Below are 23,423 nucleotides of genomic sequence, written 5' to 3'. Positions count from 1 at the left end.
CCGCTCCGGAATACAATCCCACGAGATGATAACCGCATAATCATTCACCTCATGCAAAGTGTCGACCTGACCCATCATTTCCTCATTGCCATGCCCGCCATGACAGATCCCTTCTTTGCGAAGACGCTGACCTATATCTGCGAGCATAGTGACCAAGGCGCATTGGGCCTGGTGGTGAACCGGCCGATCGATCTCACCTTGAAAGATCTGTTGGATCAGCTTGATATTTCTTCCGATAATCAATTGACGGGAAGATTTCCAATCATGTTCGGCGGTCCGATACAACTCGATCGTGGCTTCGTCCTCCATCAACCCGTGGGTGAATGGCAATCGACCATGGCAGTGAATGACGATGTAGGACTTACCACCTCCCTCGACATTTTACGGGCGATAGCAAACGGCGAGAGTCCCAGGCAACTCCTGGTCGCGCTAGGCTATTCCGGGTGGGCACCGGGCCAGATAGAGCACGAATTATCGCGGAACGCCTGGCTGACGGTGCCTGCATCCCCCGCTATCATTTTTGAGTTACCGGCAGAAGAACGTTTGACGGCCGCGATGCGATTGCTTGGAGTGGACTTTTCGAGCCTGTCGGATGAAGTGGGTCATGCCTGAAAGTATCGCTCATTCAACGAAGGAGCAATACTTCGGCCATTACAGGCAGAGCTGACGGATCGGCAATACCCGATATGGAGGAAGCTGAAAAAACGAGTCAGCCACACGCCGGCACGGCGTTGGCCTTCGATTTCGGCGAAAAACGGATCGGCGTCGCGATCGGGAACCTGGAATTGGGATTGGCCCATCCTCTTGTTACCTTATCCAACAAGAATAAGGAGGAATGCTTGAAAAGCATCGCTCGGCTAATGGATGAATGGAAACCAGTTTTACTCGTGGTTGGACTGCCGGTTCATGCGGATGGTGCAGAGCACGAACTTACCCGTCGAAGCCGCCGCTTCGCGCATCGTCTTCAGGCCCGGTTTGGCATTCGCACTGTCCTGGAGGATGAGCGTTATACTTCGATCAGCGCCAGTTCAGCGCTGGACGAAGCGAGTGTCAGAGGCAGGAGACAGAAACAGGTGCTGGATCAGATCGCGGCTCAATTGATATTGCAATCTTATTTTGACCAACGAAATGCAATTACCTGAAGCGGAAGACCTGCTGGCGGTGCTGACTGCCCGGATACGGCAAGGCATTTCCGCTGATACCGCAGTCGTGGGAATTCATACCGGCGGAGTATGGCTTGCGGAAAGGCTGCATAGGGATCTGCAACTGGCGCTCCCCCTGGGAGCGCTGGATGTCTCTTTCTATCGCGACGACTTTGGACAGATCGGCCTGCATCCCCAAATCAGACCTTCAGATATCCCGTTCAAAGTGGAAGGAAGCCACATCATTCTCGTGGATGATGTGCTTTATACAGGACGAACGATCCGCGCTGCCATCAACGAACTATTCGATTATGGACGGCCGGCCAGCATTCGCTTGGCTGCGCTGATAGACAGGGGCGGGAGAGAACTTCCCATTGCTGCACAGTACATTGGCACAACGCTGGACGTGCCCCCTGCAAAAATGCTGGCGCTGGAAAAGAAAGCGGATGGAAAGCTGGGCCTGAGCCTGTACGACAAGCACCAGGGCAATGAGTAATAATCCGCAGCTGAACAAAAGCGGTCAACTGCAGCACCTTTTGACTACCGAGGGACTGCCCGCGTCCATTCTCCTGAATATTCTCGATACTGCCGAACCGTTTGTCGGGGTCACGGAACGTGACGTCAAGAAAGTGCCGTTGTTGCGCGGAAAATCCATATTCAACCTGTTCTTCGAACCCAGTACACGTACACGCACGACCTTTGAAATTGCCGCAAAACGGTTGTCTGCCGATGTCATCAATCTCAACATTGCCGCTTCCTCCCAATCCAAAGGAGAGACACTGCTTGACACAGTGAACAATCTTTCCGCCATGCATGCCGATATGTTCGTGGTGAGGCACGCTCAGAGCGGCGCTGCGCACCTCATTGCGCAGCATGTCCGCTCTGACATTCACGTCATCAATGCAGGGGATGGCCGGCACGCGCATCCCACGCAGGCGCTGCTCGACATGTTTACCATTCGTCGCTGCAAGCGCGACTTTCATAACCTGCGCGTCGCCATAGTGGGGGACATCCTTCATTCTCGGGTGGCTCGCTCGCAGATTCATGCGTTGACGACGCTCGGGGTACCGGAAGTACGTGTCATCGCACCCAAGACATTGCTGCCCGCCAAGGTCGAACGTCTGGGCGTGCATGTTTACTATGATATGGCGAAAGGACTGAAAGACGTCGATGTGCTGATGATGCTTCGTCTGCAAAACGAACGCATGCTCAGCGCGCGTCTTCCAAGCACTGAAGAATACTTCAAATATTACGGGCTCACTCCCGAGAAACTGGGGCTGGCGAAGCCGGATGCAATCGTTCTGCATCCCGGACCCATGAACCGAGGGGTTGAGATCGATTCGGTTGTAGCCGATGGAAAGCAATCTGTAATCCTGCCCCAGGTAACATTCGGCATCGCAGTGCGCATGGCGGTAATGTCCATTCTGGCTGGAAGCTGAAAGTCATGAATATCGCCATCCGAAATGGTCGCGTCATCGACCCGAAAAACAGCTTCGATCGCGTAACGGACATTTACATCCAGTCGGGCAAAATCGCCTCTCTCGGCGCCATCCCGCCAGGCTTTCAGGCACGCCGGGAAATAAACGCGCAGGAATTGATCGTGTGTCCCGGACTTGTGGATCTGTCGGCCCGGCTGCGGGAACCCGGCCTGGAATACAAGGCGACGCTTGAATCAGAAATGGGAGCCGCGGTGGCGGGAGGCGTTACAAGCCTGGCCTGCCCCCCCGATACCGACCCTGTACTGGACGAACCCGGACTGGTGGAAATGCTGAAGTATCGCGCAAGGGGCCGCAATCAAACGCGTGTTTATCCCATTGGAGCGCTTACCCGCGGATTGAGAGGGGAATGGCTGACTGAGATGGCTGAACTGCACAGCGCGGGATGTGTCGCATTCGGCCAGTCGGACAAGCCGCTTCCCAACAACCGGGTGCTCATGCAAGCAATGCAGTATGCCTCCACCTTCGGATTTTGCCTGTGGCTGCGTCCCCAGGATGTAAATCTCGCTGATGGCGGAGTTGCCCACGATGGGGAAGTGGCGACGCGCCTTGGGTTGGCCGCCATTCCCGTTTGCGCCGAAACTGTCGCCCTGTCCCACATCATCCTGATGGCAAAAGAAACGGGTGCCAGGGTGCACTTGTGCCGCATCTCCAGCGCGGAAGGTGTGGCCATGACACGCGCAGCCCGAAAGCAGGGATTGCCTATTACCTGCGACGTGGCGGCCAATCACGTCCACCTGTCTGAAATGGATATCGGTTTCTTCGATTCCAACTGTCATCTAGTACCACCGTTAAGAAGTCTCGGGGACCGCGATGCCTTGCGCACAGGACTGCTGGATGGCACTATAGATGCCATATGCTCCGACCACGCTCCCGTGGACGAGGATGCAAAGCTGCTACCCTTTGCCGAGGCCGAGGCCGGTGCAACCGGCCTCGAATTACTGCTGCCGCTTACACTGAAATGGGCGGCCGAAACGAAGCTGCCCCTGGTAGCCGCATTATCGAAGATCACGGGAGAACCCGCCCGCATCCTTGGGGTGGAAGGCGGCCATCTCACGCCCGGGAGCGATGCCGATCTGTGCATTTTTGACCCTGATCATTACTGGACGATTGAAGCCTCTACACTCAAAAGCCAGGGCAAGAACACGCCATTCCTGGGCTGGGAGCTGCAAGGCAAGGTAAAATATACGCTGATCAACGGAAACGTTGTTTACGTGGACTAGGCGTCGCAACACGGGCATGTATTTTCGAGTTCTCTTCTTTCAAACTGAGTGAATTTCCATCAATGAACCCTCTGCTCGATTTTTCCGGATTGCCGCGCTTTGCCGAGATTCGTACCGAACATATCACACCGGCTGTAAGTCAATTGCTGAATGACAATCGCGCCCTCATTGGACAAATACGGGAGGACACCGACTTGCCAACCTGGGACAACTTCGTTCAGCCCATGGCGGATGGCAACGAGCGGCTCTCCCGTGCATGGGGGCAGGTATCCCATTTGAATGCGGTGGTAAACACCCCGGAACTGCGCGAGGCTTATAATGCCAACCTGCCTCTTGTCACGCAGTATTATGCGGAGCTGGCCCAGGATCAGGCACTGTTCGAAAAATTCAAGGAATTGCGCGGTAGCAGGGAATTCGAAGGACTGAGCGCCGCCCGGCAAAAGGTCATCGAGAATGAGCTGCGGGACTTCCGGCTGGGCGGGGCAGAACTGCCTGTCGAGAAGAAAGCGCGCTTCCTCCAGATTCAGGAAGAGCTGTCAGCGCTGGGCTCGCGCTTCAACGACAATCTTCTGGACGCCACCAACGCGTTTGTATTGCACGTGGAGGACGCCAGTGAGCTTTCCGGTATTCCTGATGATGTATTGCAAACAGCGAGAGAAGTTGCGGAAAGAGATAATGCGACTGGCTGGAAGTTCACCTTGCACGCGCCTTCGTATCTGCCCCTTATGCAATACGCGGATAACAGGAAGCTGCGTGAAAAAATGTACCGCGCCTATTCCACCCGTGCCAGCGAACTGAGCCCAGCCGCCCTTCCATCCGGGGATACAGGCAATCTGGATAACACTCCACTCATTGCCCGAATACTTGAACTACGCAAGGAGGAATCGCAGTTGCTCGGATTCGAATGCTATGCTGAAGTATCGTTGGCGACGAAGATGGCGTCTACTCCGGCCCAGGTGTTGGACTTTCTCGGCGAGCTCGCCGACAAAGCCAAGCCCTATGCCGAACGCGACCTGAAGGAGTTGCGCCAGTTTGCAGCCGACAAGCTGCAACTGGATACCCTCGAAGCGTGGGATCTGGCGTACGTCAGCGAAAAGCTGCGCCTCGAGCGTTATGCCTTCTCAGAACAGGAAGTAAAGCAATATTTCCCGGAAACGAGCGTGCTGCCGGGTATGTTTGGTCTGGTAGAGAATCTTTACGGCATCAACATCACTCCGGTGGAAGCAACCACGATTCAACTCTGGCATCCGGATGCCAAGCTGTTCAATATAGCCGACAGTGAGGGAAAGCTCATCGGCCGATTCTATCTTGATCTCTACGCACGACCAGGCAAGCGGGGAGGAGGTTGGATGGATGATGCGATCAGTCGCCGTCGGTATGTTAGGAACGCGGACAATCGGGAATACGCGGTTCAAGCGCCCGTCGCATACCTCAACTGTAACTTTTCCGGACCTGTCTCTCATGGAGAGAAAGTTCGCCCTGCCCTGTTCACTCACGATGAAGTCATTACTCTGTTTCATGAATTCGGACATGGCCTCCATCACCTGCTAACCCAGGTGGATGACCTCGGTGTATCCGGCATCCATGGCGTAGAATGGGATGCGGTGGAACTGCCCAGCCAGTTCATGGAAAACTTCTGCTGGGAATGGGAGGTAATCAGCAGGATGGCAAGACACGTGGATACGGGCGCGTCCATGCCGCGTGAACTGTTCGACAAGATGCTGGCGGGGAAGAACTTCCAGAGCGGCCTGCAGATGCTCAGGCAACTCGAGTTTGCATTGTTCGACATGCATTTGCATTTCGATTTCGATCCGTATGGCCAGAAAACCGCGCAGCAACTGCTCGATGAAGTCCGCGAGCAGGTTGCCGTCATCATTCCTCCCGCGTTCAACCGCTTTCCCAACAGTTTCTCGCATATTTTCGGCGGAGGCTATGCCGCCGGATATTACAGTTACAAATGGGCGGAAGTGTTGTCTGCGGATGCATACAGCATGTTCGAGGAAAATCCCGCGGGTACCGTAGTCAATTCTGAAACCGGACTACGCTTCTGGAAAGAAATCCTCGCAGTAGGTGGAAGCCGGCCGGCATTGGAATCTTTTATTGCGTTCCGGGGACGCGGGCCAGAAATAAATGCACTCCTGCGGCATAACGGCATGGCCCCAGCGCCTGCATAACACGCTGAGAAAAAAAGGGCCATGAAGCTTAAATCAACCTCATCCTGCAACTGAATTCGGAATCCAGAATACGAGGCTCATGCTTTCCCCTATACCGGTTACAACCTGCAATCGCGAAAAAAATCCCGGCAATTCGATTATTTGAATCCAGGAATGTGAAAAACCATAAGTAACTCAGCAGCATCGACTATAGGAGAAAATCAGATGAAAGGTGTGACACGGGAAGTCATTACGGCAATGATGCTGACAATAGCATTGGCGGGGTGCGCGCAAAAGCCGCCCGCACCGAAAGTGGAGGAGCAGGCGCAGAAATATAGTGACGGTGAACTGCCGCTGCCGGATAACTATAAAAGCTGGCCCAAGTTTCTATCCGAAGTACAGCGCCCCGACAATAAGCAAGTCCGGGAAATCTATATCAACCCTACCGGTTACGAGACCAAGATGGGAGAGGCCTTCCCTAACGGAACCATTACGGTAATGGAAATCTATAAGGCAGGCGAGGCGGCTGACGGAACCCCGCTCAAAGGACCGGACGGCAAGCTCGTCAAAGGGGAATTGCAGAAAGTCGGCGTGATGGCGAAAGGAGCCGGGTGGGGTGAAAGTGTATCGCCAGAACTCAGGAATGGAGACTGGGTATATTCAATGTATATGGCGGATGGTAAAACAAAAGCGCCCGATGATCTCAATACCTGCCGCGGATGCCACCTGCCTTTGAAAGACAAAGATTATATCTTCCGCTACGACGAGTATTTCCAGAAGCGGGCAAGCTGATCGGCATCGACGTATTGAAACCGCGCACTAAAACTGTATATTGAAACTGTTTCAGGAAGTAATCGCTGTATTCCGCCGCCGAGCCGCCTCTCGGCGGCAAAACCACGACCAGGTTCACTTAAGGCAGTCGGATTACATTCTGCTATCCTGCCGGGCCTCGTTTCTGTCAGTCCCTTTTCTTTCCAGCTATCCCGTTAGGCGGAGGGACTGGTATCAGCATCCCTCCCCCTCGGCTTTATCGCCGGACGCATAGACGTTACCGGAACTGAATGTTCTTTGGGCTGCGCGGTATTGCATACTCAAAACAGACGCAACTGCGCAGATAAACGGGAGAGATTAATTCAGCTTGCCATGACACTGTTTATATTTCTTTCCTGAGCCACAGGGACACGGATCGTTACGTCCGATCTTTTCTCCCTGGCGGACGAACGGCTGATGTTTCTGCGGACGCTCCCGGCCTTCGATATCTTCCCCAATACTCTCGGGACTTTCTTCTTCACCCAGCGCTTCTTCAAAAGCAGCGTGATGGTACTGCACATTGACTGGGGCGTGGTGGGTTTCCGCCACGGCTTCCACCTGTTGCTCACTTCTGATCTGTACTGCCATGAGCGTCTTGCTGACTTCCGCCTTGATTTCTTCGAGCATGGATGTGAAGAGTTCAAAAGCTTCGCGCTTATATTCCTGCTTGGGATTTTTCTGCGCATATCCGCGCAAGTGAATTCCCTGGCGCAGGTGATCCAGTGAGGCGAGATGCTCGCGCCAGTGCATGTCAAGGCTTTGCAGCATGACCGCGCGCTCGTACTGATGCATGATAGTCGCTCCCACTTGCTCCACCTTGCCGGAGTAGAGCGTATTCGCCGCCTCTATGATGCGCTGATGGAGGCTATCCTCATGTAAGTCCGGTTCTTTTTCCAGCCATTCCCGCAAGGGCAGGGTCAGGTGATACTCGGCGGCCAGCGCCTTCTCCAGCCCTGGAATATCCCATTCCTCCTCGACACTTTGGGGCGGCACATGAAGTGTGATGAGATTGCGCAGCATATCTGCCCGCATCGCGGTTGTCGTTTCGGTTATATCTTCCGACTCAAGCAGTTCATTGCGCTGCTGATAGATGACTTTGCGCTGGTCATTGGCCACATCATCGTACTCCAGCAGTTGCTTGCGTATGTCGAAGTTCCGCGCTTCCACCTTGCGTTGCGCGTTCTCGATTGCGCGCGTTACCCAGGGGTGTTCAATGGCTTCTCCCTGCGGCATGTTGAGCCGCTGCATGATGCTTGCTACCCTGTCGGAGGCAAAAATACGCAACAGCGCATCCTCCAGCGATAGATAAAACCGGCTGGAACCGGCGTCCCCCTGGCGGCCGGACCGGCCACGCAACTGATTATCTACCCGACGCGATTCATGCCGTTCGGTACCGATGATATGCAGCCCTCCTTTTTCCAGCACTTCATCATGAAGGGCCTGCCACTGCTGTTGCAATTCCGCAATCCGTTCTGTTTTTTCTGATTCGCCCAGGCTTTCGTCGGAACGGATGCGCTCGAATTCAGGTTCGGGATTGCCGCCCAGCACGATGTCCGTGCCCCGGCCGGCCATGTTCGTGGCGATGGTGATCATTTTCGGACGACCCGCCTGGGCAACGATTTCCGCCTCCCGCGCGTGCTGCTTCGCGTTCAGCACCTGATGCGGCAATTTCTCGCGAGTCAACAGGGAGGAAAGCAGTTCGTTGTTTTCAATCGAGGTGGTACCCACCAGAACAGGTTGCCCTCTCTCCTGACAGTCCTTGATGTCCGCGATGATTGCCTGGTACTTTTCGTCCATCGTGCGGAATACTTGGTCCATCCGATCGATACGTATCATGGGACGGTGGGTTGGAATGATCACGGTTTCCAGTCCGTAAATCTGCTGGAATTCGTAAGCTTCGGTATCGGCAGTGCCGGTCATGCCCGCCAGTTTCTCGTACATCCGGAAATAATTCTGGAAGGTGATCGAGGCGAGCGTCTGATTCTCCTTCTGGATGGTAACGCCTTCCTTTGCCTCCACCGCCTGATGCAAGCCTTCGGACCAACGCCTGCCTGACATGAGCCGTCCGGTAAACTCATCGACGATAACGACTTCGCCATTCTGAATCACATAGTGCTGATCCCGATGAAACAAGGCGTGCGCGCGCAGACCGGCGTAAAGGTGATGAACGAGACTGATATTGGCGGGATCATACAGGCTTGTTCCGGAAGGAAGCAGTCCGCTCTGGACCAGCAACTTTTCCGCGTGCTCGAACCCTGACTCGCTCAACAATACCTGCTGGGCTTTCTCATCCACGCTGAAATCCCCCGGACTGTCCTCGTTTTCCTGCCGGACCAGTTTTGGAATCAGCACGTTCATGCGCACATAAACGTCCGTGTTGCCTTCCGCCTGCCCTGAAATGATCAAAGGAGTACGCGCCTCGTCGATCAGGATGGAGTCGACTTCATCGACTATGGCAAAATTGAGCATACGCTGCACCCGCTCGAGCGGATGAGCCACCATGTTATCGCGCAGGTAGTCGAATCCGTATTCGTTGTTGGTGCCATAGGTTATATCGGCCGCGTAGGCTGCCTGCTTGTTGCCATGATCCATCTGGGACAGAATCACGCCTACGCTGATCCCCAGGAATCGATAGATGCGCCCCATCCATTCGGCATCGCGCTTTGCCAGATAATCATTCACGGTGACGAGGTGCACCCCCTTGCCCGCCAGCGCATTGAGGTAAGCAGGCAAAGTTGCCATCAGTGTCTTGCCTTCACCTGTCCGCATTTCGGCAATCTTGCCGTCGTGAAGCACCATGCCGCCAATCAACTGCACATCGAAATGACGCATTCCGAGCACGCGCTTGCCTGCTTCGCGCACGACTGCAAATGCCTCCGGCAGCAGCATATCGAGATCGGCCCCTTCCCCGATGCGCTGCCTGAACTCTTCGGTCTTTCCACGCAATTCAGCATCGCTCAGCGCCGCGATCTTCGCTTCCAGCGCATTGATCGCCGTCACGGTCTGTGAATACTGTTTGATGAGCCTGTCGTTACGGCTCCCGAACACTTTTTTGAGCAGATTGTTGAGCATGAAAATTCTATTTCTATTAAGCGATCGTCAAAAAAATAGGGGGTGAGGTTTTTTCGGCCTCACCCCCCACTGCAAAGTATTTATCCCGGCTCAACCCGGCATCTTCAGGAACCGTGACGGATTTTGCGGCGAGCCTCTATGCCTGACTTCAAAGTGAAGATGCGGACCGGTAGAGCGGCCTGTGCTGCCCACTTCCGCAATCTTCTGTCCACGCACCACCACTTGGCCCACCTTCACCAAGCGCTTGGAGGCATGAGCATAGCGGCTGACAAAGTCATTGCCGTGGTCAACATCAATCATATTACCATACTCAGGATGATAATCGGAATACACTACCACGCCCCCCGCCGCTGCGAGAACGGGCGATCCGGCGGGCATGATGAAGTCGATACCTTCATGAAAATGGCGCTTTCCGGAAAAAGGATCGATACGCAGGCCGAAACCGGAAGAGTACGCCTTCCCCTCTACCGGCATTGCCGATGGAAGAAACTTCTTCCTGAGCCTGTCCTGCATCAGCAGCGAATCCAGGGCATCGAGCTTGTCGGTGCGATCATCCAGCGCCCGTGCCAACTCCTGTATCTGACTGTTGAATTCAGCAAATGAGATATCCTGTAATTGCTGTGTAGACAAGGTACCTCCCTGCCCCGGATTCTGGTTGAACAGGTACTCCTGCGGCTTCATGCCGGCTAGCTCTGCCAGTCGCACGCCAACGGAATCGAGCCGCAGTAGCTGGGCCTGCATCTGGCCCATCTTGATCGCCATGGCATTGAGGCTGTCACGCAGATAGGACTGCGTTTTCTGCTGCTCCTCCTGCTGTGCGCTTAAAACCAGTGATCTCAATGTGGGACTGTCGATCTTGTCTGCATATTGCAAGGATATATAGTTGAGTACCATCGCCATCAGCATGGAAGCAAAAAAGAACCCTAAAACCACGAGCGTAAGGTGCTTAGCGGTTAAAGTCAGGGTTTTTGCTTTTGCCGAATTATTGGAAATTAGAATAATATTCATCTTCTCCCCTAATCATGATTCAGCCATGACTGCCCGCAAGATCGATTTCTACCTTGGGACCCTGAGGCTGACGCCTGAGCATCAGCGGTTATTCAATCACGTGGAAAAGTTAACCGAGATGCAACGGGCATTTAAGAAAATTATGCCCCCTAACCTGGGCAAGTACTGCGCTTTAGGTGGCTTCTCTGAAGGAAGCCTGACAATTTGCGCGGATAACGGTGCGATTGCTGCAAAACTCAGACACATGCTGCCATCATTATTATTAAAGCTTCAGGCAGCCGGGTACGAGGTTACTGCAATTCGGATTGCTGTGCAAGCAAATTACCGCGACATTCGCGGGAATGATTTCCCGGACAAAAAACGCCAAATAGATAAAGAGGGCATCAAGAGTCTGAATGTCCTGGCTGCGGGTCTGGAAGATTCGCCATTGAAAACCGCGGTGGAGTCGCTGCTGGAAAAACAGGAAAGGAGACTCTGAAAGAAAAGGCGATGCCTTGTTCTATCCCTGTTTTTATCCCTGGAACCCGAACAAAACCGCGAGCCGACCAAAGGGGAGCAAAATCGGAAGAGAACAAGGGCAGAAGGCGGAATATTCAGCCATCAGGTTGAAATCAACAAATTGCCGCATGAACGAGCGCTGCGCTCAACGCTACCCAGGCGAAGGAGAATATTCCCTCGCAGGAAATAGCGGGTCGCTCGGTTTGCCGAGACGACCTGCAAGAAAAAACTCCCGATGATTACAACCTGTTCTGCCCATCTGCGCTTCTGAACGTGCGTCAAGGTAGATCAGAAGGCAAAAAATATTCAGTGCAGCCAATGCTGCTGGAGAATCTCGCTCCAGACCCGGTGTAACCGGTAGCCGTTGCTCAATCGGCCTGTTTTCTCAGGAATGCTGGAATATCCAGTATATCCACCCCTGACTGCCTCATCGCTTCGACGGCTGCATCCCGCTGCCTGTTCGTTCGGATCGAAGCAGGACCTTCCGAGTCCTTCCAATTCATGGTGTCGATATTATCCATGGCGGTCCGCGGGTGGACAACGCTCAAGGGCTTGGGGGGGACGCGAGTGGCGCCTCCCAAGCCGACTCCGCCCAGACCGGTCGCCACCACGGTCACACGCAGATCATCATGCATGTCGTCGTCAATGACGGTCCCGACGATCACGGTAGCGTCCTCGGCGGTGAAGTCCTTGATCGTGTTCATTACATCATGTACCTCGCGCATCTTCATTGCGGCGTTGGCAGTGATATTTACCAGTACCCCACGCGCACCGGCAAGATTGATGTCCTCCAGCAAGGGACTTGCAACTGCCTGTTCGGCTGCGGCCTGAGCGCGATCGGGACCACAGGCAATCGCCGAACCCATCATTGCCATACCCATTTCGGACATCACCGTTTTCACATCGGCGAAATCGACATTGACGAGTCCCGGACAATTGATCACTTCGGCGATACCGGCGACGGCGCTATACAATACATTGTTGGCTGCCTTGAATGCATCCAGCATGCTGACTTCTTCTCCCAGCACCGCCATCAGCTTGTCATTGGGAATCACAATCAGGGAATCAACGTATTGCGCAAGCGCTTCCAGTCCCGCCTGGGCCGCTCTCACGCGTCTGCCTTCAAATACAAAAGGTTTCGTGACCACGGCGACGGTCAGAATTCCCATTTCCCTTGCAACCTGAGCCACTACCGGCGCAGCGCCTGTTCCGGTTCCGCCGCCCATGCCTGCGGTAATGAACAGCATGTCCGCCCCTTCAATCAACTCGGCAATGCGATCGCGGTCCTCGAGTGCGGCATGCCGTCCAATCTCTGGATCGGCGCCGGCCCCCAATCCCTTGGTGATCGTCGATCCCAATTGCACCAGGGTACGCGCCTGATTGCGCTTCAACGCCTGTGAATCGGTATTGGCGCAAATAAAGTCGACGCCTTGCACACCGTTTTCCATCATGTGATCTACAGCATTACCCCCGCACCCACCCACGCCGATGACCTTGATAACAGCTTCCTGTGTTTGTGTATCCATGATTTCGAACATCACGCACCTCCCTTTTATGTGTTCAAACAATAAACGTTACTCGTCGATACCTTGGCGGTATGCAATTCGCGCTCGCACTCGCCAGGTACAAAGCGTTGCTTTCAAACTCTCCATGCCGGCACGCAGCCAGCAACTCAGAAATTGACCTGAAACCAGCTTTTCATCCTGTCCAGGATCCGCGTGAATGAATTGCCCTCCAGCCTGGTTTGCTCGTGCTGTTGCAGCTGGTCCACCCCTGCGAGGATCAAGCCTATTCCAGTGGAGCATCTTGGTGTGACCACCACTTCCTCGAGAGTGCCGTGGTATTTGGGCAATCCCAGTCGCACCGGCATGTGAAATATTTCTTCACCGAGCTCCACCATTCCTTCCAGAGAACTGCTGCCGCCCGTGATCACGATCCCTGATGACAGCAATTCTTCGAAACCACTGCGCCGCAGCTCGGCCTGCACGAGCGAGTAGAGCTCCTCCACGCGCGGCTCGATGACTTCCGCCAATGTCTGTCTCGACAGATGACGGACGCTCCGGTTGCCCACCCCCGTCACTTCCACCATTTCGTGTGGATCGGCCATGCTGCGCAACGCGCATCCGTAGCGGCACTTGATGTCTTCGGCGTCGCTGGGAGAGGTGCGCAGCGCCAACGCAATATCGTTGGTAATCTGATCTCCGGCAATCGGAATTACCGCGGTGTGGCGAATGGCACCCCGGGTAAATATCGCGATATCGGTCGTACCTCCGCCGATATCCAAGAGGCAAACCCCCAGGTCTTTCTCATCTTCCGATAAAACGGCCATTGCGGAAGCAAGAGGCTGCAGCACCAGGTCGCGCACTTCCAACCCGCAGCGGCGCACGCACTTCAGGATGTTCTGAACAGCCGATACCGAACCCGTAACGATATGAACTTTGACTTCGAGCCGTACGCCGCTCATGCCAATCGGTTCCAGAACGTCCTCTTGCTCGTCTATGATGAATTCCTGGTTGAGCACATGGAGCACCTGCTGGTCGTTCAGTATATTCACGGCCTTTGCCGTCTCCATCACCCGCTCCACATCCTGCCGGGACACCTCCTTGTTCCTGATAGGCACCATCCCGTGCGAATTGAAACTCTTGATGTGACTCCCTGCGATACCGGTATAAACCTCGCGAATCTTGCAATCTGCCATCAACTCCGCCTCTTCCAAGGCACGTTGAATCGCGTTCACGGTCGCATCGATATTCACCACCACACCTTTCTTCAGACCCCGTGATGGATGACTGCCCATGCCGATCACGGTGTATCCGCCTTCAGGCTTCATTTCAGCGACAACGGTCACAATCTTCGAAGTGCCGATATCAATGCCGACAACCAGATTTTTAGCTTCACTGCCTCTATTCATTTGCCTTGCAATCCCTGCTTCCTCCCGCTCCACGGGATTTCCGGAAATCCTGCCTGTCTGCTCCTGGGGAGCTTCACTGCTATCGCGTTCCACGCGCTGCGAAACCACTGACATAACGTAAATCTACATAACTCAAACGTTGATTCAAACGCGCTACGACCAGATCGTGCGTCTGTACATAGCGCTCCAACCGCTTCTCCAGCTGCTCTCGCCCGAGCTCCAGTATCGTTCCGTTCCCGAGACGAACCCGCCATGCGCGCCGGGGTGAAAGTTCCACCTGCTCGACGTCCTGCTTCAATGGCTGTAGCAATCTGGTAAAAACTGCATGCTGATGCACCATTTCACGAACACTCTCTCTTGGCCCTTCAAATATCGGCATCGGCTCATCCGAGGTAGCATTGAATATCTCTCCTTGCCTGTTGACCAGAGCACTGTCGCCCCAGTGTGCCAGCGGCACATGCTCCTCGACCACCACGTCCAGCCCATTTGGCCAGATCCGCCGAACACTTGCCACCCTTACCCAGGCCAGTTTTTCGAACGTGTGCCGCGCAGCCTCAAGATCAATGGTTAAAAAATTTCCTCCCACTTCGCGATGAACCGCGTCAGAAACCTGTTCTCGCGTCACGTGCCTCAGCTCGCCGCTGCCGCTGTTGCTCCTGATATTGACTTCCTTCAGAGGCAGCAGCGGCAGATGGATCGTCCACTGGACCATAAGGTAGATTGCTGTCAGTCCCGCCAGCGTAAACAGCCAGTCCGCCACCTGATTCAATGCCTGATGGTTATCCCACATGGGCCAGTCCCAGTATCTTCAGCACCAGCTCCTCGAAGGATATTCCTGCCGCTTTTGCCGCCATGGGAACGAGACTATGGGTGGTCATCCCGGGGGATGTGTTCGCTTCGAGAAAGTAGGGAGTACCCGATTTATCCAGTATCAAATCTACCCTTCCCCAACCTTCGCAGCCCAACAGTCTGTGCGCCTGCAATGCCTGTTTCCGAATGAGGCACTCCTGCTCCTCGGACACCCCGCTCGGGCAGAAATACTGCGTCTTGTCCGACAGGTATTTGGCTTCGTAGTCGTACAGATCACCCTCGACCTGAATTCGCACCAGCGGCAACGCAACATCTCCGAGAATGGAAGCCGTGAGTTCGGTTCCTTCGATAAACTGCTCCGCCAGCACCATGGCATCATGGCGGGCAGCAAGGCGCCATGCGGCAGCGACTTCCCCTGCCTCCCTTACCTTGCTCAGACCAATGGTGGAACCCTCTCGCGAAGGTTTTACAATCAGCGGCAGGCCCAGTTCTTTTGCCACTGCATCAAAATCGCTCTGCTCATTAAGCAGGATATGGCCCGGCGTGTTGATGCCCGCGGACTGCCAAAGCAATTTGGTACGCCATTTGTCCATCGCCAAGGCGCTGGCCAGCACGCCGCTCCCGGTATAGGGAATCCCTAGCAGCTCCAGCGCTCCTTGGACTGTCCCGTCCTCGCCATAACGGCCATGGAGGGCGATATGAGCACGCGCATACCCTTGCTGCAAAAGCGCGTCCATGTGCTGTTCGGAGGGGTCGAATGGATGAGCGTCCACTCCGCAGCGGCGCAGGGCATCGAGTACAGCTTTACCACTTTCAAGGGAAATCTCACGCTCCGCTGATCGCCCTCCGAGGAGAACCGCGACTTTCCCGAAGTCATGACTACCCGCCATATCCACCATCCTTTCTGTAAGCAGTCTGGGAGACACGCAACTCGGGTCTGGCGGGGAGCCCGATAATGCGCACCTCCTGTTTCAGTTCGATGCCGGTCTGCTTTTTTACGGTTTCACGTACCGCAGCAATCACCGCCTCTATGTCGGAGGCAGTAGCGCCACCGGTGTTCACAATGAAATTTGCGTGTCGCGGCGAAACCATGGCGCCACCGATACGAAACTCCTTCAGCCCGCACGACTCGATGAGTCGCGCCGCCTTGTCATTCTCCGGATTGCGGAACACGGACCCGGCATTAGGCATGTTTAAAGGCTGAGTATGGATACGGCGGGCAAGCAACTCCTTGATTTTCTGCCGAACTGACGCTGCATCGCCCCCTAGCAGCGCGAACCATGCGCCCGAGAACCATTCGTCCATCAGAGAATCGGCAGAGACATTTTCTGTGCCGCCGACCTTTTGGCTCCCGCCGCTCTCCTCTGCCTTCAACCCCACGTGCCGATAGCCAATTTCGTAATTCCCAGGAGATCGTCTGCGCAACATGCCCGAGCGGTCTATGGTTTGCACACTCGAGACGATATCCCAGGTTTCGGTCCCATAGCATCCGGCGTTCATTGCCAATGCGCCGCCCACCGTACCGGGAATACCTGCCAGGAATTCCGCGCCCCCCAGCCCCTGCAGCGCAGCAAACCGGGCGACTTTGGCGCACGCCACACCTGCCCCGGCATAAATCAGCATCTGGCCGGTGTCGGATTGTTCCAGCCGCAAATCGTTCAGGCGGGCGTGCAGTACAACGACGCTGCCCCGCATCCCGCCATCGCGCACCAGGAGATTGCTGCCGAGTCCCACCACATATACCGGTTCATTCCACGGTAGGCCGCGCAGAAATGCCGCGAGATCAGCCAAGTCCGCCGGCAGATAGATGCGCTCTGCACTCCCGCCCGCGCGCCAGGAAGTATAGTTCTTCATCGGCTGATTATGGCGCAGTTCGCCACGAACGCCGCCATAATCAAGGGAGAAGTTGATTTCCGACATATCCATTCAGGAGCCCTGTAACAAAAGCACTGCGGGTTCCCTATTTTCTTTCGGACTGACCGGCAGACGCGCTTCAGCCTGCGAATCCCGGGAAAGGGTGGGAGCCACTCCTTCCACCGATCCTGCTCCCATTACCAGCACCACATCCTTATCCCGGGCGATGCTGTGAATCGCCTCCTCCAGTTCGTCCACCCGCTCGACAAAGATGGGTTCCACCTTGCCAAGCACGCGCAGCGACCGCGCCAGCGATTTGCTGTCTGCGGCAATTATGGGCGCTTCGCCAGCGGAATAAACTTCCGTCAGGAGCAGTACATCGGCGGTGGATAGAACTTTGACGAAATCTTCGAACAGGTCGCGCGTGCGTGTATAACGGTGCGGCTGAAACGCCAGCACCAGGCGGCGTCCCGGAAATGCGCCGCGCGCTGCGGCGATTGTGGCTGCCATCTCCACGGGATGGTGGCCATAGTCATCGATCAGGGTGAAACTTCCGTTTCTGCCGCTTTCGGGATCAGTCAGGGGAATTTCGCCGTAACGCTGGAATCTTCGGTCAACCCCCTTGAAATCCGCCAGAGCCCGGACTATGGCAACATCCGGCAGTCCAACCTCATTGCACACGGCTATTGCCGCCAGCGCATTTTGCACATTATGCAAGCCGGGCAGATTCAGCACGATTTTAAGTTTTCGAGTTTTGCCGTTAACCCCTATCAGGGCGGTAAAGTGCATCTGACCTTCACTGTGACGAATATCCGCGGCGCGCACCTGCGCCGTTTCCGATAACCCGTACGTAGTTACAGGCTTGGTAATAGCCGGCATGATCTCGAGTACGTGGGCATCATCCACACATAGCACCGCCATGCCGTAGAAGGGCAGATGCTGTACAAAATCCACGAACGCCTGCTTGAGCTTGCCGAAATCATGCTCGTAGGTATCCATGTGGTCGGCATCGATATTGGTGACTACCGCCAGTACGGGCTGCAGGTGAAGGAATGAAGCGTCGGATTCATCCGCCTCCACCACGATGAACTCGCCGCGACCCAGCTTCGCGTGAGAGCCGGCAGCCTCCAGCCGGCCACCGATAACGAATGTGGGATCCATGCCCGCTTCCGCGAGAACACTGGTGATCAGACTGGTGGTGGTGGTTTTGCCATGCGTACCCGCGATGGCGATCCCCTGCCGCAACCTCAGGAGCTCGGCCAGCATGATGGCGCGTGGAACCACTGGCACTTTGCTCTCCCGTGCCGCCAGAACCTCCGGATTATCGGGCAGAATCGCGGTCGAGGTTACGACTGCATCCGCCGATGCCACGTGAGTGCGGGCATGACCGATGTAAACCGTCGCCCCCAGTTTTTTCAGTCGCCGGGTGGTCACACTATCATGTATATCCGAGCCGCTGATCTTGTATCCCAGATTGAGCAGTACTTCGGCGATTCCGCTCATGCCGGACCCGCCTATGCCCACAAAATGAATATGCTTAACTTTGTGTTTCATACTTTCGTTGTTTACACATAAAGCAAGTGTAATAGTTGTAAGACGAAGGCAACATGATCACCTTAAACTGCAACCATTTCCATGCACGTCTCGGCCACGCACCGGGTAGCATCGGGTTGCGCCAGCTCTCTCGCACGGCATGCCATTTCCATAAACTGGTCCCTGCCCATACCCACCAATAGCTCTGCCAGTCCTTCCGGGGTCAGCTGGCTCTGGGGCAGCAATATCGCAGCGCCTTTCCCGCTCAAAAATTTTGCGTTCGTGGTCTGATGATCATCCACGGCATAGGGAAAAGGCACCAGAATGCTGGCTACACCCGCTGCGGCCAACTCCGCGACGGTGAGCGCGCCCGCGCGGCAGATCACGAGATCACTCTCTCCATAGCGGGACGCCATATTGTCGATAAACGTAACCAGTTCACCCTCCACTCCCGCTTCGGAGTAATTCCGCTTCAGCGCCTCCAGATGCCGGGTCCCCGCCTGATGCGTCACTTGCGGGCGCAGCCCTTCAGGTATCCGCTTCAATGCCTGCGGCACAATGGTATTCAATGCCTGAGCCCCCAGACTTCCCCCTACCACCAGCAGCTTGATACTTCCGCTGCGGTCCGCATACCTCTGTGCAGGCGGCGCCAGCCTGGTGATTTCGTCACGTACGGGATTGCCGCAAAACACCGCTTTTTTTTCACCTTTGATCGCGTCGGGAAATCCCAGCAATATCCTGTCGGCGAGTCTCGAAAGGATTCTGTTGGCAAGTCCCGGAATGGAGTTTTGTTCGTGTATCAGCAACGGCCGCGCCAGCAGCGAGGCCATCATTCCCCCTGGAAACGCGGGATAACCACCCATGCCCAACACCACGTCCGGCCGAACCCTCCGTATTACTCTTGCGCTTTGCCAGAATGCCAGCAACAGACGCGCGGGCAGCAACAACCAGGTGCGAACGTTTTTCCCCCGCAATCCGGAGAAGCGAATCGTCTCCAGGGCATGCCCCTGCTGCCGCGCCAGCGTTGTTTCCATTCCCCCTTCAGTTCCAAGCCAGACTATGCGCCACCCGGCCTCCTTCAAATACTCCGCCACGGCAAGACCGGGAAATACATGTCCGCCGGTTCCCCCCGCCATAATGAGAATCGTATGGCTCAAGACGCCATTCCTGTATTTTTCATATCCGATAACCTCTTGCCAACTGCCGGTTTTCCCAATCTGCGCGGAGCAACACCGCCAGCGAGAGACAGCTCGCAACTATGCTGCTGCCACCGAAACTCATCAACGGCAGGGTGAGTCCCTTCGGCGGGAGTACTCCCATATTCACGCCCATGTTGATGAATGTCTGCACTCCCAGCCATACACCGATACCTTGCGCCACAAGTGCGGGAAAATAACGCCCCCTGACTGCCGACTGACGGCCGATGATGAACGCGCGTGCGATTACCCAGCTGAATAGCGCCAGCACGATCAAGACGCCGACGAAACCAAGCTCCTCTGCAACTACAGCCAGAAGAAAATCGGTGTGCGCCTCCGGCAGATAGAAAAGCTTTTCGACACTTCCGCCCAGGCCGACCCCCAGCCATTCACCGCGTCCAAATGCAATCAGCGCATGGCTCAATTGGTATCCTTTTCCGTAAGGATCATCCCAGGGATCCAGAAACCCGAAGAAACGCTGCATGCGATAAGGGGCGTTCCAGACCAGTGCAAGCAGGCCAACAATCAGGAAACCAATCAGCCCGGCGAATAGTTTCAGGTCCATCCCTCCCAGAAACAATATCGCCATCATGACAGTGGTAATGACAACGAAGGCGCCAAAATCCGGCTCGAGCAGCAGGAGAGCCCCCACGATGAGCGTAATGATCAGCATGGGAAGAAAACCCTTGCGGAAACTTCCCAGGAAGGCGGATTTGCGCACCGTGTAATTGGCGACGTAGATCACCATGAACAATTTCATGAATTCCGACGGTTGAAGGTTCACCACCAGCAAGGATATCCAGCGGCGGCTACCGTTGATTTCGCGGCCTACGCCGGGAACCAGCACCAGTGCCAGCAAGCATCCTCCCAGCAGAAATAATTGGAAAGAATATTTCTGCCACGACTCCATGGGGACCTGGAACGCAACCACTGCCACCAGCAAACCTGCCGCGACATAGGCAGCGTGCCGGATGAGAAAATAAGCTGGGTAACCGCTCCCCTCAGCCTCGGCAATCGAAATCGACGCGGAATAAACCATCACCAGCCCAAGGCTCAGCAAGAGTATTGCTGTCCAGATCAGGGCCTGGTCGAAATCCGCAGGCAGAACTTTCTGCTTTCCGGTACCGTACTGATAAATCATCTGATCAATGCCGTCCTGCAACCGCAGCTGAATTACTGCCTTCACTTGCCGCCTGCATGCTTCTTACCGCCGCAACGAACGCCTCTGCCCGATGCACATAGTTGTCGAACATATCGAAGCTTGCGCATGCCGGCGACATCAGGACTGCATCGCCCTCTCGCGCCAGCTGAAAACTTTTCCGAACCGCCTCTTCCATCGTTTGAGCACGATGCAGAGGCACTCCGCACTCATTTATCGCCACTGCGATTTTTTCCGCATCCCGCCCAATGAGCACCACCGCGCGCCCATGCTCACCTATCGGGGCAGCCAGGGGCAAAAAATTCTGCGCCTTCCCATCTCCGCCGACAATCAAAACCACGGGCTGCCCAAGACCTTTCAAAGCCGCCACCGTTGCACCTACGTTAGTACCTTTTGAATCATCGTAGAAGGTAATACCACTGAAAGCCGTCACTTTTTCAACTCTATGCGGCAAGCCCCTGAATTCGCGGAGCGCCTGTAACAAAGGCTCAAACGGGACGGCCAGGGCGCGGCATAGTGCCAGTGCCGCCAGCGCATTTGCGCAATTGTGCCGGCCAGTAATGGCGAGTTCACCGGCTTTCATGAGAGGCCTGCCCCCCTGCATCAACCAGGTGTCTCCACCTTCTCGAAGCAAGCCGAAATCGCGGTCACTTTGTGGCGTACCAAGGCTGAAAGTGACGTGAGGTCTCCCCGCTAACGTCATTTGCCGGACGACAGGATCATCGCCATTCAGGATTTGCACGCCCTCGCTGTCACCCTTGCCGTCAGCGCCGATCTCGTTGCTGCCACCAAGAAATATCCGTGCCTTGGCAGCGGCGTATTCCTGCATCCCCGCGTAGCGGTCAAGATGATCTTCGCTTACATTCAGCACTGCGGCCGCATCCAGTCCCAGACTCTTCGTGGTTTCCAGTTGGAAGCTGGAAAGTTCCAGCACCCACGCCTGCGGCATTTTTCCAGTATCTTCCCGACGCATCAGCGCGTCCAGTACCGCAGGACCGATATTTCCCGCCACTTCGACGTCCCACCCCGCTTTTTTTAACATTGCCCCTGTCATGGCGGTCACCGTGGTTTTGCCATTGGAGCCGGTAATCCCGACGAGTTTTGGCCTGCATCCCCCTTCATCCCCGACTGCCCAGGCAAAAAGCTCCATATCTCCGACCACCGGGATGCCTTCTTTCAGCGCCTGCTGCACAAGAGGCTCCGACAGGGGCAGACCAGGACTGATTGCGATTAAATCCACGCCGGAAAAGGCACTGGCAGCCAGGGAACCTGTAAAAACCTCCGCCTGCGGCAGCGCGCTGTTAAACGCTCTCATGCCGGGTGGCTCGTTTCGGGTATCAGCCGCTCGCACCAGCGCTCCCCGTCGAAACAACCATTTTGCCATGGAAAGGCCGGTCTCTCCGAGGCCCAGCACCAGGACAGTTCTGCCTTGCAGATTCATGATTTCAACTTCATCTCAGCTTCAGGGAAGACAAACCGAACAGCACCAGCATCATGGTAATGATCCAGAACCGGACCACTACCTGGTTTTCCTTCCAACCTTTCAATTCGTAATGATGATGTAACGGCGCCATGCGAAAAATGCGCTTGCCGATCAGCTTGAATGAAGCCACCTGCAGCATGACCGACAGAGTTTCCACTACAAACACGCCTCCCATGATGAGCATAACGATTTCCTGTCGCACTATCACTGTCACGATTCCAAGTGCCGCGCCCAAAGCAAGCGCTCCGACATCTCCCATGAAGACTTCTGCGGGATAAGCGTTAAACCACAGAAAAGCAAGACCTGCACCCGCCAGGGCTCCACAGAAAACCGCGAGTTCACCGGCTTGGGGGATATGAGGCATACCGAGATATTTTGCGAATACCGCATGGCCGGCTACATAGGAAAAAATCGCCAGAGCGCTGCTGATCATCACGGTAGGCATGATAGCGAGACCATCCAGCCCGTCGGTCAGGTTTACCGCATTGCTGGTACCGACGATGACGAAATAGGTGAGCGCCACGAATCCTGTCACGCCAAGCGGAACGGCCACCTGTTTGAAGAAAGGAACGATCAGGGTTGTCTGCGCGGGCAACTCGGCCGTCAGCGCCAGATAGAGCGCCACCAGGATAGCAATGGCCGATTGCCAGAAAAGCTTGGCCCGAGCGGAAAGTCCCTTCGGATTTCGATATACCACCTTGCGGTAATCATCCACCCAGCCGATCATGCCGAAACCCAGGGTTGTAATCAGGACGATCCACACGTAGCGATTGCTGAGATCCGCCCAGAGCAAGGTGGTAATGGCGATAGAGACGAGTATCAGCGCTCCACCCATGGTGGGTGTGCCCGCCTTGACCAGATGTGTCTGGGGGCCGTCATCGCGAACTGCCTGGCCGATCTTGTAGGCGGTAAGTTTCCGTATCATCGTCGGACCTACAATAAACGAGATTACCAGCGCGGTGAGCGCGGCCAGAACCGTACGCAACGTAATGTAACTGAACACGTTGAACAAGCGGATGTCCCCCGCAAGCCATTGAGCAAGCTCTAGCAGCATGACAGCCGTCCGTGTGAAATA

General features: G+C 55.3%; 20 protein-coding genes. 8 read left to right on the top strand and 12 right to left on the bottom strand.

Annotated elements, in window-relative coordinates; genetic code table 11:
• The first annotated feature begins 51 nt into the window (after positions 1-51).
• From BMW46_RS06410 to BMW46_RS06380, 7 genes are all read left to right on the top strand, one after another.
• Positions 52-612 (top strand): YqgE/AlgH family protein, encoded by a 561-nt coding sequence (locus tag BMW46_RS06410; RefSeq protein WP_074706210.1) that lies wholly within the window; start codon positions 52-54, stop codon positions 610-612.
• Between the two features lie 74 nt (positions 613-686).
• On the top strand, positions 687-1,142 hold the full coding sequence (gene ruvX, locus BMW46_RS06405; protein ID WP_074706207.1) for a Holliday junction resolvase RuvX: 456 nt from the start codon (positions 687-689) through the stop codon (positions 1,140-1,142).
• A complete protein-coding gene (gene pyrR / locus BMW46_RS06400) occupies positions 1,129-1,638 on the top strand; it encodes a bifunctional pyr operon transcriptional regulator/uracil phosphoribosyltransferase PyrR (RefSeq protein ID WP_074706205.1) in 510 nt (169 codons plus the stop codon). Before ruvX ends, pyrR begins: the two co-directional genes overlap by 14 nt.
• Positions 1,631-2,581, top strand: a complete 951-nt coding sequence (locus BMW46_RS06395) for an aspartate carbamoyltransferase catalytic subunit (protein ID WP_074706202.1) — start codon at positions 1,631-1,633, stop codon at positions 2,579-2,581. Before pyrR ends, BMW46_RS06395 begins: the two co-directional genes overlap by 8 nt.
• A 5-nt stretch (positions 2,582-2,586) precedes the next feature.
• Complete coding sequence (locus BMW46_RS06390) at positions 2,587-3,861, top strand: dihydroorotase (RefSeq protein WP_074706200.1); 1,275 nt, start codon at positions 2,587-2,589, stop codon at positions 3,859-3,861.
• 62 nt (positions 3,862-3,923) lie between these two features.
• Positions 3,924-6,035, top strand: a complete 2,112-nt coding sequence (locus tag BMW46_RS06385; protein ID WP_074706197.1) for a M3 family metallopeptidase — start codon at positions 3,924-3,926, stop codon at positions 6,033-6,035.
• A 204-nt stretch (positions 6,036-6,239) separates the two neighbouring features.
• Positions 6,240-6,806 carry a cytochrome P460 family protein gene (locus tag BMW46_RS06380; protein ID WP_081355702.1) on the top strand — a complete coding sequence of 189 codons (567 nt, stop codon included), beginning with the start codon at positions 6,240-6,242 and terminating at the stop codon, positions 6,804-6,806.
• A gap of 336 nt (positions 6,807-7,142) precedes the next feature.
• Here BMW46_RS06380 and secA read toward each other — a convergent pair whose 3' ends face one another.
• Both secA and BMW46_RS06370 read right to left on the bottom strand, forming a co-directional pair.
• Positions 7,143-9,896, bottom strand: coding sequence for a preprotein translocase subunit SecA (secA, locus tag BMW46_RS06375; protein ID WP_074706194.1), 2,754 nt, complete (start codon positions 9,894-9,896; stop codon positions 7,143-7,145).
• 90 nt (positions 9,897-9,986) lie between these two features.
• On the bottom strand, positions 9,987-10,904 hold the full coding sequence (locus BMW46_RS06370; RefSeq protein WP_074706192.1) for a M23 family metallopeptidase: 918 nt from the start codon (positions 10,902-10,904) through the stop codon (positions 9,987-9,989).
• Positions 10,905-10,929: 25 nt separating this feature from the next.
• On the opposite strand from BMW46_RS06370, the gene BMW46_RS06365 reads away from it, so the two are divergent.
• Positions 10,930-11,382, top strand: a complete 453-nt coding sequence (locus BMW46_RS06365) for a DciA family protein (RefSeq protein ID WP_074706189.1) — start codon at positions 10,930-10,932, stop codon at positions 11,380-11,382.
• Between the two features lie 388 nt (positions 11,383-11,770).
• Here BMW46_RS06365 and ftsZ read toward each other — a convergent pair whose 3' ends face one another.
• The 10 genes from ftsZ to mraY all read right to left on the bottom strand — a co-directional run bounded on the left by ftsZ (position 11,771) and on the right by mraY (position 23,402).
• Entirely contained in the window at positions 11,771-12,940 is a 1,170-nt protein-coding gene (gene ftsZ, locus BMW46_RS06360) for a cell division protein FtsZ (protein ID WP_074706186.1), read from the bottom strand.
• Between the two features lie 134 nt (positions 12,941-13,074).
• Complete coding sequence (gene ftsA, locus BMW46_RS06355; RefSeq protein ID WP_074706614.1) at positions 13,075-14,313, bottom strand: cell division protein FtsA; 1,239 nt, start codon at positions 14,311-14,313, stop codon at positions 13,075-13,077.
• A 79-nt stretch (positions 14,314-14,392) separates the two neighbouring features.
• Complete coding sequence (locus BMW46_RS06350; RefSeq protein ID WP_074706184.1) at positions 14,393-15,103, bottom strand: cell division protein FtsQ/DivIB; 711 nt, start codon at positions 15,101-15,103, stop codon at positions 14,393-14,395.
• Complete coding sequence (locus BMW46_RS06345) at positions 15,093-16,013, bottom strand: D-alanine--D-alanine ligase (RefSeq protein ID WP_074706181.1); 921 nt, start codon at positions 16,011-16,013, stop codon at positions 15,093-15,095. Before BMW46_RS06345 ends, BMW46_RS06350 begins: the two co-directional genes overlap by 11 nt.
• Positions 16,003-17,049 carry a UDP-N-acetylmuramate dehydrogenase gene (murB, locus tag BMW46_RS06340; RefSeq protein WP_074706178.1) on the bottom strand — a complete coding sequence of 349 codons (1,047 nt, stop codon included), beginning with the start codon at positions 17,047-17,049 and terminating at the stop codon, positions 16,003-16,005. Before murB ends, BMW46_RS06345 begins: the two co-directional genes overlap by 11 nt.
• Complete coding sequence (gene murC, locus BMW46_RS06335) at positions 17,050-18,531, bottom strand: UDP-N-acetylmuramate--L-alanine ligase (RefSeq protein WP_074706176.1); 1,482 nt, start codon at positions 18,529-18,531, stop codon at positions 17,050-17,052.
• 62 nt (positions 18,532-18,593) lie between these two features.
• Positions 18,594-19,667, bottom strand: a complete 1,074-nt coding sequence (gene murG, locus BMW46_RS06330) for an undecaprenyldiphospho-muramoylpentapeptide beta-N-acetylglucosaminyltransferase (protein ID WP_081355701.1) — start codon at positions 19,665-19,667, stop codon at positions 18,594-18,596.
• Between the two features lie 19 nt (positions 19,668-19,686).
• Positions 19,687-20,847, bottom strand: coding sequence for a putative lipid II flippase FtsW (gene ftsW / locus BMW46_RS06325; RefSeq protein WP_074706611.1), 1,161 nt, complete (start codon positions 20,845-20,847; stop codon positions 19,687-19,689).
• 4 nt (positions 20,848-20,851) lie between these two features.
• Complete coding sequence (murD, locus tag BMW46_RS06320) at positions 20,852-22,306, bottom strand: UDP-N-acetylmuramoyl-L-alanine--D-glutamate ligase (protein ID WP_074706171.1); 1,455 nt, start codon at positions 22,304-22,306, stop codon at positions 20,852-20,854.
• Positions 22,307-22,316: 10 nt separating this feature from the next.
• On the bottom strand, positions 22,317-23,402 hold the full coding sequence (gene mraY, locus BMW46_RS06315; RefSeq protein WP_074706169.1) for a phospho-N-acetylmuramoyl-pentapeptide-transferase: 1,086 nt from the start codon (positions 23,400-23,402) through the stop codon (positions 22,317-22,319).
• Between the last annotated feature and the right edge of the window lie 21 nt (positions 23,403-23,423).

It is taken from the genome of Nitrosospira multiformis (assembly GCF_900111585.1).
Taxonomy (GTDB): domain Bacteria; phylum Pseudomonadota; class Gammaproteobacteria; order Burkholderiales; family Nitrosomonadaceae; genus Nitrosospira; species Nitrosospira multiformis_B.
The sequence above is the reverse complement of the archived record's forward strand: the minus strand, read 5'-3'. Positions and strand labels throughout refer to the sequence as shown.

Bases quoted from the DNA above. Each gene is read 5' to 3' on its own strand.
- murC (WP_074706176.1), bottom strand. From the start codon at position 18,531: ATGAAACACAAAGTTAAGCATATTCATTTTGTGGGCATAGGCGGGTCC.
- mraY (WP_074706169.1), bottom strand. From the start codon at position 23,402: ATGCTGCTAGAGCTTGCTCAATGGCTTGCGGGGGACATCCGCTTGTTC.
- murD (WP_074706171.1), bottom strand. From the start codon at position 22,306: ATGAATCTGCAAGGCAGAACTGTCCTGGTGCTGGGCCTCGGAGAGACC.
- BMW46_RS06410 (WP_074706210.1), top strand. From the start codon at position 52: ATGCAAAGTGTCGACCTGACCCATCATTTCCTCATTGCCATGCCCGCC.
- ftsW (WP_074706611.1), bottom strand. From the start codon at position 20,847: ATGATTTATCAGTACGGTACCGGAAAGCAGAAAGTTCTGCCTGCGGAT.
- BMW46_RS06350 (WP_074706184.1), bottom strand. From the start codon at position 15,103: ATGTGGGATAACCATCAGGCATTGAATCAGGTGGCGGACTGGCTGTTT.
- BMW46_RS06370 (WP_074706192.1), bottom strand. From the start codon at position 10,904: ATGAATATTATTCTAATTTCCAATAATTCGGCAAAAGCAAAAACCCTG.
- ftsA (WP_074706614.1), bottom strand. From the start codon at position 14,313: ATGAATAGAGGCAGTGAAGCTAAAAATCTGGTTGTCGGCATTGATATC.
- ftsZ (WP_074706186.1), bottom strand. From the start codon at position 12,940: ATGTTCGAAATCATGGATACACAAACACAGGAAGCTGTTATCAAGGTC.
- secA (WP_074706194.1), bottom strand. From the start codon at position 9,896: ATGCTCAACAATCTGCTCAAAAAAGTGTTCGGGAGCCGTAACGACAGG.
- BMW46_RS06380 (WP_081355702.1), top strand. From the start codon at position 6,240: ATGAAAGGTGTGACACGGGAAGTCATTACGGCAATGATGCTGACAATA.
- murB (WP_074706178.1), bottom strand. From the start codon at position 17,049: ATGGATATGTCGGAAATCAACTTCTCCCTTGATTATGGCGGCGTTCGT.
- BMW46_RS06390 (WP_074706200.1), top strand. From the start codon at position 2,587: ATGAATATCGCCATCCGAAATGGTCGCGTCATCGACCCGAAAAACAGC.
- BMW46_RS06395 (WP_074706202.1), top strand. From the start codon at position 1,631: ATGAGTAATAATCCGCAGCTGAACAAAAGCGGTCAACTGCAGCACCTT.
- BMW46_RS06365 (WP_074706189.1), top strand. From the start codon at position 10,930: ATGACTGCCCGCAAGATCGATTTCTACCTTGGGACCCTGAGGCTGACG.
- BMW46_RS06385 (WP_074706197.1), top strand. From the start codon at position 3,924: ATGAACCCTCTGCTCGATTTTTCCGGATTGCCGCGCTTTGCCGAGATT.
- BMW46_RS06345 (WP_074706181.1), bottom strand. From the start codon at position 16,013: ATGGCGGGTAGTCATGACTTCGGGAAAGTCGCGGTTCTCCTCGGAGGG.
- pyrR (WP_074706205.1), top strand. From the start codon at position 1,129: ATGCAATTACCTGAAGCGGAAGACCTGCTGGCGGTGCTGACTGCCCGG.
- ruvX (WP_074706207.1), top strand. From the start codon at position 687: ATGGAGGAAGCTGAAAAAACGAGTCAGCCACACGCCGGCACGGCGTTG.